Below are 13,749 nucleotides of genomic sequence, written 5' to 3'. Positions count from 1 at the left end.
AGGAAGCATAGAACTACTCAAAAGAATGATGATTTGTGTATAAGGCAGCAAAAGTGAACAAGACCCTTTTATTTTACCCGGTATATTAATCCGATTTACCCGGTAGGTAGTGTCATTTTGATAATTGTCCAAAACGCACTTTCGTATGGTTCGGGCACAAATCAAAAAGGCGGTCTCCTCACGAGGCCGCCTTTTCCAAACGCAACGAATAAATTATTAATTACTTACACACTTATTATTTCTTACAGTCGCAAGAAGAGTAAGCCACTAACATCCAAACCAATTTTTCCTGTTCCTTCAGGTAATCGCTCATCAATGCTACTGTTGCCTCGTCTCCGGATTCGGAAGCCATAGAGAGCAACTTACGTTCTTCGGCAATAAACTGGCCGTAAGTGTTCAGAATGTTTTCCAACGCTTCGTCTGCACAAGATACGCCCGATACTTCCTTAACTTTGGCAACTTTCAGATATTCACTGAACTTGTTTACCGGAACACCCCCCAACATCAGGATACGCTCAGCCAGTTCGTCCACCTTTTCGGCGGCATCATTATACATATCTTCGAATTTGCTGTGAAGAACAAAGAAACCGTGTCCCTTGATGTTCCAGTGAAAACCACGAAGGTTTGTATAGAATACCTGATAATCGGCCAATAACTGTTGTAATGCTTCAACTACTTTACCTGCTGCAACTGCATCCAAATGGATATAATCTAATGTCTTCATAATACTTTACTTTTTAATTGTTATACTTTTTGTTTTTCTTGTACTGCAAAGATACATCAGATATAAGTGCCTGTCAAACAGATAATTTTTATATGCAAATAGACCTATTCTATCACGCTTCCGACAGAACGGATTACCGGTCCGATACCGGAGATACGGCATTCACTTCCTGGGGCAACCAAACGATCATCTCCCCTTTCCCACGGTGTGCCCAAGCATAGTAAGGGATCAAAGTCAACGTCACATCTTGGACAGACAGGCGCCCGTCCCGGCCATAGTTCAAAGCCTGAGCCGCCACTTTGATCTCATCGATGCCGTACAACAAGTCCGATTTGCGTTCGACTGTAAATTCAGGTTTCCGGTTCATTAATACGTTCATGACACCAAAGCTATTATCGGGCCATTCGGCACAGTAAACGACAGGACCACGCTCTACGGCTACACGTCCGCGATCGGCTTCCACCTTCACGTTGGCTTTGACCGTCCGCGGCTCCATATCGAAATGGACCTCTACCACATCCCCTTTCTTCCATTGGCGGGTGACAGAGAAATAGCCTTTGTCCAGATTGCTTTCCACCGGTTCGCCGTTTACTTTGACAGAATAGCCCAACTGTTTACTGTCGGAAAATGTATATAGGTCACTCGGAACCACTTCGCCTCTTACCCAACCCGGGACACGGATTTTCAACGTAAAGTCTTGCTTGCCTTTAGGAGCCACATCCAGACGGATATCACCGTCCCAAGGATATCCGGTACTTTGAGTCAGCTTCAAACTCTTGCCGCCAACTTTCAAATCGGAAGAATTACTCATAAAGAGATTGACATATACATCTTTGTCATGAACTGCATATATATACCCCGGTAACGAAGGAATAAATCGGCAAATATTAGACGGACAGCAGGCACAACCGAACCAGGGTTTACGCTGATGCTGACCGGTCGATGCCAACGGGTTCGGGTAAAAGAATCCGTTGCCTTCAAGGGAAACACCCGAAATCAGTCCGTTATATAAGGTACGCTCCAGTACATCATAATATTTGGATTCGCCATGAAGCAGGAACAGGCGATAGTTCCAATACACATTCCCTATTGCGGCACAAGTTTCGCAATAGGCCGACAGATTCGGCAGCTCGTAATTCTCGCCAAAGGCTTCCCCATTGTTAGTGGCGCCTATACCGCCCGTAATATATAATTTCTTCGTCACCACATTCTCCCATATACGGTCGATCGCATGGACATATCCCGTATCGCCTGTCAAAGCGGCCACATCCGCCATACCGGAATACATATAAGCGGCCCGGACGGCATGCCCGACTGCCTCGTCCTGCTCCAGCACTGGTTTATGCGCCTGGCTGTAGGCATCCTTACGCTGCGTATATCCCCGCTTGTCAAGAAAGAATTTGGCAAGGTCGAGATATTTCTTTTGTCCCGTCACCAAATAAAGTTTACAGAGCGCCATCTCGGCAATCTGGTGTCCCGGTACACGGACGAGTTGCCCGGGCTTGTCGCCTATCGCTTTCTCGACACAATCGGCATATTTGATCGCCACATCCAGAAATGTCCTTTTACCGGTTGCCTGATAGTGTGCGACAGCTCCTTCGACCATATGTCCCAGATTATAAAACTCATGGCTCAGGTCTTCCACTTTTTCCCATCGTTCGCTTCCCGCCCATTCATGCGGATGCTGCGGGTTCATGGTACGGGCGGTATACAGATAACCGTCCGGTTCCTGTGCAGCCGCTACTACCGTCAATACGCTATCGATATACTTGTCCAGCTTCTTGTCGGGATAAGTCTGCATCGAATAGCTTGCCCCCTCGATTGTTTTATACACATCCGTGTCATCGAACGAGAAGCCTTCCACCTTATAGTCGCTATTAGGATGAGCCGCCTTTGTAAAGTTTTCATATCGCCCGGTCTCCTCGCATTTGCTGAACGCAAGCGGTATCGTTACCTCACGGCTGGCCTTCAGCCTTTGTCCCCAAAAGCTATCGGTCACTTTTACAGAAGTGAAAGGTACAGGCGTAATCGGATATCCGCCATCATGTGTCTGCGCACCGCCGGCCAAACTGATTCCGGCAAGTGCAAATAATAAGATTCGTTTCATATTCAGTATCAATTTACTTTCCATTCGATCACACCGCCCGACTCACCTTCCTGCAACTGGATAACCAGCTTCAATCCGGTAGTTTTCACAGGAGTAAAGTCGACAGAGTTATAACAATCCTTCCGGCAACCGTACTCACCTTTAGCCTCGACATCCTTCCAGTTGTCCCCAGCCTTATACTGTACTTTCCAGCTTGCCGGAACACGGTAATTTCCATCGTAATGATCGAAATCGAGCCAGTACACCGCGACATTCCGGACCGTCTCCGGCCGGTCGAACACATACTCGATCGATTCCTGCGTCCCTTCTTTCAACCAAAAGTACCAGTAAGGTTTCGACATGTCATCCGAACTCTTCGGGTCCCACTGATCATTCACTCCATAACACCACTCACGGCGTTCACGGGCAATGCCGTCTTTCTGGATCGGCGCACTGACAATCGTGTAAGACTTCGCACGGGAAGCGATGTCAGGCTCCGGTGTCGGTTTCGCATAATCGGCTGAAGCCGGAATCCAGACAGCCATCTCGGCATTACCACGATTATTCCAAGTTGAATAAGGAATCAGTTTCACCGGAACTTCCGTTTCCGAGACAACGCCGTTTTCTTTATTACGGTCCAATTCCTTCACCGTAGTGCTTAGCTCCACAATACCATTCAACTTATCTTTCTCATATTGGCAGGTGAAATCGGCATCCTCCAGAAGATATTTGTTGAACACATGACGATCAGGCATATCCACCCCTTCCAGGCAATACATGACCGGACCGCGTTCAACAGCCAGCAAACCTTCGTCCGCCCGTACCTTCTCATGCGCTTTTACCCGCCGGACTTCCATCGGCATACGAAGTTCGACGACATCGCCCGGTTGCCACTTCCGTTCGATCACGACATATCCATGATGCGCTTTCTCTTTCAAAGGCGTTCCATTTACAAAAACGGCACAAGGTTCCCTGTCTTTCTTTACGTATGTATATAAATCACTTCCGGGAACCGGCTCGTTACCTGTCCAGGAAGGAATACGGAGTTTCAAGCCGAAAGAAGAGGCCTTTTGCGGTGAAACAGTCAATTTGACCAGTCCATCCCAGGGATATTCCGTATCCTGAACCAATGTGATCGTATCGTTCGCCAAAGCAACCCGGCTTTCGCTACCCACATATAAATTCACATAGAGGTTGTTTCCCTGTGTCGCATACATATACTTGGGAATAGAGGCCATAAACCGGGTGACATTACCCGGACAGCAGGCACAGCCGAACCAGGGAGCCCTTTCGTGCTGCCCCATCGATTCAAGAGGGTTGTCATAGAAAAACTTGTCTCCGCTTAATGATACGCCTGATATTACACCATTATATAAAGCCCGTTCCAGTACATCTATATATTTGGCATCTCCCGTAGCCAGGAACATGCGCTGGTTCCAATATACATTGGCAATGGAGGCACAAGTCTCGCAGTAGGCGCTATGGTTGTGCAATTCATATTCCGGTCCGAAACCTTCTCCCTGCGCACGCGATCCGATCCCTCCCGTGATGTATAGTTTTTTAGTCGCCATATTATCCCATATCCGGCAGATCGCATGGAAATAGGCCGTATCTTTCGTCAATGCAGCGACATCGGCCACACCGGAATACAGGTAACCGGCACGGACAGCATGGCCCACGATCTCATCCTGTTGCAAAATCGGCTTATGATCCTGACTGTAGGCATTCAAGCGATGTCCATCCGTACCCCGCCCGGTTTCTTCGACGAAATATTTCGCCATATCCAGATACTTCCGTTCCCCGGTCACTTTATACAGTTTGGCAAGTCCCATCTCGATAATCGGATGTCCGGAAGGTACATGTTTCTGCCCTTCGTCCGGCCCGAAATCCTTACAGACCAAATCAGCGTTTTTTATGGCAACATCGAGCAGATTGCGTTTGCCTGTCGCCTGGTAATGGGCCACAGCCGCTTCATAAAGATGGCCGCTGTTATATAGTTCATGACTGTTCAGCTTTTCCCAACGGTGCGTCCCCCACCAGCGATTCAGCCGTTCGCACTTGTTCGTCACACAGGTAGTCAGGTAGCCGTCCGGTTCTTGTGCCGCTCCGATCAACGTAATGACACTGTCTAAGTAAGCATCCAACTTCGGATCGTATTTAACGGCAAGTGAATAAGACGCTCCTTCGATGATTTTATAAGGATCGGTATCGTCGAAGGGAAAATCCCCCTTATGTTCTCCTTTGATCAAACCGCCGGCCAAAGCAAAGTTATCGAAACGTCCGTTTACTTCACATTGCCTGAAAGCGGAAGGGATAGAAACAGTCCGGTTCACCTCGATACGGGGTGCCCAGAAATGATCCGTCACATGCACCTCTGTAAAAGGTACCTCGACTATAGGTTCGTCGGAATGATACGAAGTGGAATGGCAGGCGCCAAGGGCAACCGTGACTCCAATGGCTAACACTAATTTTTGCAGCATAGACTTTATTTGTTGTAGGTTATATATCTCAGTTAACAAGCACAAAGAAAATCTATTTCTCAGACTTATAAAAGTATTTCGGCAATAAAATGTCTTTTTTACACAAATATTTCATCCGGCCTGCATTTGTTTTCGTCGCATACCTACACACAGCCGTTACTTCACCACTATGACACCTCGGCCAATTCCGATCTTCCCTCCGGAACGGCCTTCACAAATCACCTCATATTCGCCTTTCATATCCGATGTGTAAAAAGAAAGTTCCGCCTTTCCCTCTCCATTCAGCGTCACCGAAGGATTCCAATACAACGTGTTCCGCTCATCCACCCAGCCGGAACGATCTTTCTCCAACGAATAATCCGGAGAGTAGAACTCTTTCACCTGGTCATAGCCTACAAACCGGTAGTTTTTCGACTTTACGGGTGTCGAGTCAATCCGGTCTTTCCACGACTTCGTGTGGATTACCACCACGCCGGCAAAAGAGTTCCGAGTATAAACCATTGCCGCGGTACCGACCAGGACTTCCACCTTTTTAACCCGATTCGGATCCATCTGCAATGCATAGCCGATATAGTCGATCACTCCATCCAATACGATTACCGGATCCAATGCACCCGCAGAAGCTCCCTTGAATACCGGGGTCGGGGCTTTATTCTCGTTAGAGTTGTTAGAACTACTGCCTCCTCCCCTACTAAAACCGCCAGTCGTTACAGCACCGTTTACCCGTATTCTCGTACCCAAACCATCCGGCGAAGGATAGACCTTCAGTCCCGGAACCCGAGACAGCAAAGAAGCCATGCTATTCGGGGAAAAATGTTCATTCTCGCGCACCACATACGAATGACTGGCAAAGTCCTCATTGTGCAGACTAAAACTTTTTGTGTGTTTCTTGCGCTTCATGATCGTCACTTCCGGCAATTCATGGACAACCTTATCAATATCTTTCACCTTCCCGACATTCCCATACCGGGACATCCGAACAGACAGTTGGGCTAACGAATCCTGCAAGGTCAGCAGAGGACTGTAATAGGCAGACCGGGGAGATTTCGACTCCATCAATGTAAAATCCAGCGCATTCTTCTGCTTGTCAGTGACAGACAGCAACATCTCGCTCGTCCCTGTAAAATCGAATCCGGAAAAACGGAACACACCACCCCGTGCCGGATGGAATGTAAAAGTCTGGGCAATCGTATCTTGTTTAAACAAAGCGTTGATCTCCATCTCTTCCGGCTTTAAACGCATACCATCCAGAATACAACCCGAAAATCCTAAACTCCGTTCGACCGGATAAGGCATCTCAAGCAAACCGCCCTGCAATATATTTTTTAATGAATAACGCCTCCAGCCATGCGTCAACAACAGCAAGTCTAAACGGGATAACGACAAGGAATCCCGTTCTTCAAAATAGGAATTCGGGTTTTCTATATACCCCTTCAACTCGCTTCCCAAATAATAATCCACGTAGTAGTTGCTCCGCTCTGAAATCGGATCCAACTCTTTTCGTACAACCGATAACGAGAAATCACCATCCATCGCCCTATGCAAAAGACTATCAACCCTGACTTCAAGTGTCACCTTTTCACGATGTCCATAGCAGGCCTTATCGCCAGACAAGGCAACCGGCATACATTCCGGATATTTGACAAAAGCCAGACGTTCGCTACAAACCCGGTCCTGCCCATCATAGAGCGTGACTGTAAAAGGTCCTGCCGGAAGTAGGTCGTAGGCGATATCCATCACGGTCTTTTCCTCTGTTAAATGCAGTTTGGCATGATAATAAATCATTCCCTGGTGATGGATCAGAAGAAAGACCGGAACATCCGCACCCAAATTTTGAGACAGCATGATGCGCATACGCCCATTCCAATATCTGATTTGTTGGACGATTCCCTGCTTCAAAGGTTCGAGCATAGGAACTCGCAACTGCAAACTATCCACCACCGCAACATATTCGTGCCCCGGTTCCGGCTGGAAATAAACCGATCCGAACCCCAAATCGGAAGTATGGAAAGGACGTTCCTCGTCATCAGTCAAATCCAATATACACCCCTTTGCCGCCAAGCCTTTCCCGTTCGAACCGGTCAGCTTGACCGCAACCTTCGAAACCAACCCCTCCACGCAATAGCCGCCTTCCGGCAGCAAGGCCAGCTCCGTCGTCTGTTTGAATGGGACCGGATAGGAATGTTTCTGCTCACCCACAAACAGCACAAACTCAATCTCGTCCTCCCTCTTCACCTCATCCGGCAACAAAATATCAAATCGGGCATCCCCTGCTTCATCTGCTGCAAATGAATAACTTCGGGATTCGTTGCCATTAACCCTCACACAGTAACGTAATTTCTTCTCTTGCCTCAATTTCAAAGGTACGTTCAGTTGGACAGACACGTTATTCTGTCTGACCGAAAAGTCTATTTTAATCTGAGACAAAGCACCAAGCCCCTCAATCTTCAACTCACGCGTAAAGAAGTGCTCCTCGCCGAAATTCCGCATATAATTCGTATAACCGCGCAACTGATAGTTTCCCGTAGGCAGTGTATCCGGAAGCAGCACATCACCTACCGCCTTCCCATCCCTCAACGGCCATTGCTTTTCAAGCACCAACCGGTTATATCCATCGATCAGTTGAAGATGAACAACTTGACTTTTGCCTTCACTTTCGGAAAGAAAATCCTGATATACTTTCAACCACATCGTTTCTCCAGCCCGATAGATCGTCCGGTCCTGATGTATATAGATTTTCTCAATGGGATATAAGTTGTATAAACGCTTCAAATTACCGGCCACGACCTGCAAGGTCGTATCGGAAGCATAACAACTCGCCGACAAAAGGACAAACATCCCAAAAGATAACAACTTCTTCATAAGACGTTCGTTTCATTTAAAATGCATTGCACTCATTACTAAGCACAATGCATTAGATGATTAATGATAAACACATTTACAAACAGGAGAGCCGTTCGTATCCACAAATTGAGTACAATTTCCTTTTACAGAACCTGTCGTGTCCGAATAACAAACACCACCGCAACGTGTCATCGAACAGCCATCTACACCATATCCATAAGAACTTCCTCCTTGGATATTTTTCATTTCCTTTTTCGTCAAAATTCTCTCATCCATTGATAAGGAATCTTTCATGTTACTTAAAAAACTCATACGCTTTAAAATTTAAATTAAACATTATATTTAAACAAGATTTAAAGACATTAACAAACAATACATTTATTCTTCATTTTTTAAAAAATCTAAACATCTATCTCCAAAAAATACTTCAAATCTTCAATTGAATAATACTCTGGAAACTTAAATCCATTAACAATAAGCAATGGAGAAACGGATACTGCATTATCAAACAACCACTTTTTTTGCCGAAAAAACTCTTCTTGAACTACATTATCTATCTTATTTTCATACTCTCTCAAAAAACCGATATCCTGTCTATGCAAATTATCATACCAGTTACAAAACAGATCAAATGAGATATTAGAATCTGTATGCATATACATCGCAATAAGTAATTTATTCGTTTCTTCTAAATTGTTATTAAAAGAGGACAACACATATCTAAGACAAATTTTATCACCAATTAATCTAAAAATATTATCTACTATTTTATGCATTTTAGCACACGGGTAACAATATGGATTAGTAACCAATAATATTTGAATATTAGCAGTTATATCGCCCCACACTAATGAAGATGAATTACATACATCATATCTCTTCTCTTCATTTAATAGAATAGAAAATACTTCTTCCTTCAACCTTATACTATTAACTTTTCTCTCTTGATATTTTAAACTTTCAATTTTTTCATAAGTATGTACAATTTTCCTCACACAAAGCAACACCAACAAATAAAGGAAAAACAAAGGAACTATATCTAATATAGAAACTGAATCTAAAGAAAAAAAACCAAGCTGATAATGATAAATAGATGTCAACCAAAATACAGATTGAGAAAGAATGCACAATATACACCATTGACCTACTTTGTATCTTTGATACCATATACTCCAAAATGAATATGGTAATATTATTGCATTTATAATTACAACACCCCAATAAAAATATGGAAATAGCAACAAAATTACCACATTTGAAACATAAAAACTAATACCTACTTCACTCCATGTAAACGAGGAATTAAGCACTTTGGAAGCTGGAGAATCTAATACAGAATTACAATCAGCACCCTTAAACAAGGAACAAACTCTATCAACCCATTTTTCATTTTTATATAACTGCTTATATACAAGAACATAAGTAAATATAATTCCCAATACATTTAAAAGAAGCAACATATTCATTTTCAAATCAACTAATGCTTGTTGCTTTGAATAAACAATTAAAGAAAAAGCAATAAAACAAAAACATAACAATAGATTAGCAACTATCGAAAAATAAATTTCTTTTTGATGCATCCAATAATCAGGTTCACCACTTTTTTCTAAATCAGGATCTAACAAGAGTACTATTCCCGACCAAATTTTAAAAAATTGCTCTTTTCTAATAGTTATATCTTTTCCTCTCCAATAGAAACTAACCATTATATCAGTTTTATCAAAAACAACTACAAAGTCATTATCAACAAAAGCAATAAAAGGAGTTTTTATTGCTAAAAGACGCTGAGGTTCCAATTGCAATGCAACATTATCTACCCCATAATGATCAAACATCATAGATAGACCATACAAATTATATTTATACGGATGATTTTCATAATAATTACGAGAATAATATTCTGTATGTTTTACTTTCAATAACTGAAGAGTAGCTATTAATATATTATCACTAATCTTTTTCATAAACTCAAGTATATATTTTTCATATTTGACATCATTTTATCAAGCGTATATAATTTCAAATATTTATCCCTACATTTTCGATTAATCACATCATACATATTCAATATTTTTTTAATTTTTTCAGTCAACTCCACAGAAGAAATTTCCATCGAATCACCTTTACTATATACTCTTATATTATATTCTCTCTCCATCATCTCATTTAGACCTGTAGTAGTAGATATAATTAAAGGAATATTAAACATCATCATCTCAATTGCAACAAAACTACATTGTTCGTGCATTGAAGGCATAACACCGATATCTGCAATACGATAAAAATCATATAATTCATTTTTATTTAGACGTCCTGTATAAAATATTTTACTCAAACAATAGCGACTTAATTCTAAATATTTAGAATAATTTCCATCCCCTATTATTACCAATATTGAATCATCAATTCCTTCTTGCAATTTCAAGAAGGCAGAAATCAAAAATTCCACACCCTTTATTTCATCCAGTCTTCCAACAAACAATATTACTTTTTTATCAACTGGCAGACAATACTTCTTTTTCACAGCATGCCTATATTCATTTGTTGTAACTTGATATTCATCAAAAAGTCCATTATAAACAAGTGATATTTTATCTTCAGTAACAGGATATTCATCTATTAACAATCTTTTTGTATAAGCTGATAAACAAATTATTTTATCAACTTTTTCAAACAAACTACACTCCCCTTTGTACCAGTCCAAGATTTGATCATATCCCAATATTTCTTGGTGCAAAATTTTTTTATACAAATCTGTATTTCCATTCAAGAAGAAACACCATTCTTGATAATGAATAGTGAAAACTATTTTACATCCAACAAACCATTCTTTTAAATAATCTATCAAATAATATTGTTGATAATAATTCAAATGAAAAATCACATCCACACCTTCACCTCTATGTATATATCTTTGCAAGACAAAACATATATTTCTATAATAGATAGAATCATTCTTAACACCATAGACATTACTATCTGGTATTGAATATTCCATATATGAATCATGTTTTTTCACAATTGGAAAATTCACATTTGCATGTAGTCGGACTATACTGAATGAAATACTGTTACAATATTCTACCAATCGAGAAATTTGAGTAGCATAAGTGCCAATGCCATATAAAGATGACCTATTATTTTCCAAAAGCAAATAAACCTTTTTCATAACATAATCAAATTAAGCCCATAACCAGCACAGCCATCTTGCAAACCAAGTTTCCAGACCCGACTGGTTAATAAATCATATTTAAATTGATTCATTGAAACAATACTTGCAAGCGACATATCATCCAACTCCGTTAGTTTCTTTCTCATCTCTATCCATTCCGATATATATAGTTTGTCGAACGAAGTCTTTTCAATATCATCATCAACTAATCTTAAACGATATTTTATGTAACAAGAAATGCCTTTACCAACCTTCTGCAAAGAATAGTTTGATAGTCTTAACAAATCAATTTCCATCATTCTACAATCTATATCTTTCAATAAATCATTCAAATTCCCAGATATAAGGCCTTTTTCCCATAGACAGAGTATTCCCCATGCTATTCCTGAAATCCCATTTTCAAAACTCATATTCATGTCTTCAGATATTTCATCACTGACCTCCATTAACAAGACCTTTGCGAAGTCATTATATATATCATTCTGAAAATAGGATGCACAATACGCAAAAAACAAGCTAATCCCCATTTTTCCATGATACAATCCTATATCATTCAAGAAACTGGCATTAACAATCAGATAATCTGCAATATTTGTCAATCTTGTACTTCGTTCCGCTTCACTCATAAATATTAGATAAAAGCCAACCAATTATTACATATTGCAATAATACAAAAAAACAGAATAACCACACCAATTTTCCACAAAAAAATCAAGAATGAATAAATTTGATAATTTGAACATAAGATAAGTATGGTGAGTTTGAAGGACATACCTAATATTTACAGACACGGTTAAACATGTTATATGATCATGCACAAATAGAAAAGTCACCAGCAACGCGAACACGGCATTAGCAAAACTAATTGATAAATAGACATCTACAAGTTGGTAATGGATATATGATATTCGACCGATTTATGTCTATACGGCTAAGTAGACAACCTCGACAAAATAATCGAAATAAATGTGTATTTCACGTTTTTTTTCCTACCTTCGTGACTATTAAAGCAAAGAATATGAATATACAACAACTCGAATACATCCTGGCTGTAGACACCTACCGCCATTTTGCCAAAGCTGCAGAACATTGCCGCGTAACTCAACCGACATTAAGCATGATGATCCAGAAACTGGAAGATGAACTGGGCGTGAAGCTTTTCGATCGAAATATCCAGCCGGTCTGCCCTACCCCTGCCGGCCGTAAGGTGATCGACCAAGCACGCGTCGTCCTCTACCAGACTTCTCTGATTAAAGATATCGTAAACGAAGAAGAGCAATCTTTGAAAGGCACGTTCCGCCTCGCCGTATTACCGACGATCGCTCCTTATCTGCTCCCCCGCTTTTTCCAGCAAATATCGGAGAAGCACCCCGATCTGGACATCCGCATCCTGGAAATGCAAACGGCCCCTACAATGAAAGCTCTCCTCAACGGCGAGATAGACGCCGCCATTATTGCGAACCAACCGACGGAGATGCAGCTACAGGGAGACCTCCTATACTACGAACAGTTTTATGCTTATGTAGCCCGCAACGAAAACGTGTTCAAGAAAGAGATGGTCCGTTCCGCAGACATCAGCGACGAACGTCTTTGGCTGTTGGATGAAGGGCATTGTTTCCGTGACCAGCTGATGCGTTTCTGCCAAATGGAAAAAGTCAAACTCCGTCAGGCAGCTTACCGCCTGGGAAGCCTGGAAACTTTTATGCGTATGGTAGAAAGCGGCAATGGCGTCACTTTCATTCCGGAGTTGGCTACCTATCAGTTAAGCGAACAGCAAAAAGAACTGGTACGCCCGTTCGCCATCCCCAAACCGGCACGCGAAATCGTCTGGATAACCCGCAAGGATTTTATCCGGCATTCGGTTTCAAGTATTCTGATCGAAAGTATCCGGAAATCCGTTCCAAAAGAAATGCGTACGCTGCAAGCGGGATTGAAGGTGGTCTGAAAAAGACCACCTTGTTTATCATCGGATTGTCTAATTGACTATAATAAAATTTACACTATGGATGTTTTTGATTTATTATTCGGTTTGGGAGGGCAAGCACTCCAGTCTATATTCCAATTGGGATTTATTCCTCAGGAAGAAGATTTCCTTGAACTTACAGATGAACAGTACCGGCTATTCCGGTTGAAAGAAGGAGAATGTGACGAAAAAATCTTTATAATTGCGCCTGTAAATCCCCAAAACGTGATTGAGACGGACTTCGCCGAACTGCCGATCGTGACAGAATCTCAAAAGAACGCTCTTATTGGGGCAGCCGCAACCATAGAAAGATATTGCGAAGGGGAAGACTTCCATACAGATGAAGAAAAATTACGGTTCGCCGCCAAACATTTGCCGGATGTCTTCAGCCGAGGAAGCCAATATGAAAAGTATTCCAAATTCACAGTCACCAAACCGCAAAAGGAGAAGTAATTTACAAAATGATAAAACAACTGCCTT

Annotated in this window: 10 protein-coding genes; 2 read left to right on the top strand and 8 right to left on the bottom strand. The window is 41.9% G+C overall.

The window, feature by feature from the left end:
- Positions 1-235 precede the first annotated feature (235 nt).
- From ACW6QF_RS12115 to ACW6QF_RS12080, 8 genes are all read right to left on the bottom strand, one after another.
- Entirely contained in the window at positions 236-724 is a 489-nt protein-coding gene (locus ACW6QF_RS12115) for a Dps family protein (protein WP_298549517.1), read from the bottom strand.
- Between the two features lie 133 nt (positions 725-857).
- Positions 858-2,831, bottom strand: a complete 1,974-nt coding sequence (locus ACW6QF_RS12110) for a glycoside hydrolase family 127 protein (protein WP_456088018.1) — start codon at positions 2,829-2,831, stop codon at positions 858-860.
- Between the two features lie 8 nt (positions 2,832-2,839).
- Positions 2,840-5,299, bottom strand: a complete 2,460-nt coding sequence (locus ACW6QF_RS12105; RefSeq protein WP_456088021.1) for a glycoside hydrolase family 127 protein — start codon at positions 5,297-5,299, stop codon at positions 2,840-2,842.
- Positions 5,300-5,446: 147 nt separating this feature from the next.
- Positions 5,447-8,152, bottom strand: a complete 2,706-nt coding sequence (locus ACW6QF_RS12100; RefSeq protein ID WP_456088017.1) for a hypothetical protein — start codon at positions 8,150-8,152, stop codon at positions 5,447-5,449.
- A 60-nt stretch (positions 8,153-8,212) separates the two neighbouring features.
- Positions 8,213-8,410: a bacteriocin gene (locus ACW6QF_RS12095; RefSeq protein ID WP_456088016.1), complete on the bottom strand. Its 198-nt coding sequence runs from the start codon at positions 8,408-8,410 to the stop codon at positions 8,213-8,215.
- A gap of 125 nt (positions 8,411-8,535) precedes the next feature.
- The gene (locus ACW6QF_RS12090) at positions 8,536-10,098 is read right to left on the bottom strand and encodes a vitamin K epoxide reductase family protein (RefSeq protein ID WP_456088015.1); all 1,563 of its coding nucleotides are present in this window, start codon (positions 10,096-10,098) and stop codon (positions 8,536-8,538) included.
- Positions 10,095-11,303 carry a TIGR04157 family glycosyltransferase gene (locus tag ACW6QF_RS12085; protein ID WP_456088014.1) on the bottom strand — a complete coding sequence of 403 codons (1,209 nt, stop codon included), beginning with the start codon at positions 11,301-11,303 and terminating at the stop codon, positions 10,095-10,097. Before ACW6QF_RS12085 ends, ACW6QF_RS12090 begins: the two co-directional genes overlap by 4 nt.
- Positions 11,300-11,932 (bottom strand): lanthionine synthetase LanC family protein, encoded by a 633-nt coding sequence (locus ACW6QF_RS12080; protein ID WP_456088013.1) that lies wholly within the window; start codon positions 11,930-11,932, stop codon positions 11,300-11,302. Before ACW6QF_RS12080 ends, ACW6QF_RS12085 begins: the two co-directional genes overlap by 4 nt.
- Before the next feature lie 392 nt (positions 11,933-12,324).
- On the opposite strand from ACW6QF_RS12080, the gene ACW6QF_RS12075 reads away from it, so the two are divergent.
- Both ACW6QF_RS12075 and ACW6QF_RS12070 read left to right on the top strand, forming a co-directional pair.
- The gene (locus ACW6QF_RS12075; RefSeq protein ID WP_456088012.1) at positions 12,325-13,251 is read left to right on the top strand and encodes a hydrogen peroxide-inducible genes activator; all 927 of its coding nucleotides are present in this window, start codon (positions 12,325-12,327) and stop codon (positions 13,249-13,251) included.
- Positions 13,252-13,308: 57 nt separating this feature from the next.
- Positions 13,309-13,722 carry a hypothetical protein gene (locus ACW6QF_RS12070; protein WP_456088011.1) on the top strand — a complete coding sequence of 138 codons (414 nt, stop codon included), beginning with the start codon at positions 13,309-13,311 and terminating at the stop codon, positions 13,720-13,722.
- Positions 13,723-13,749 lie beyond the last annotated feature (27 nt).

This window comes from Parabacteroides sp. (genome assembly GCF_977054455.1).
The sequence above is the reverse complement of the archived record's forward strand: the minus strand, read 5'-3'. Positions and strand labels throughout refer to the sequence as shown.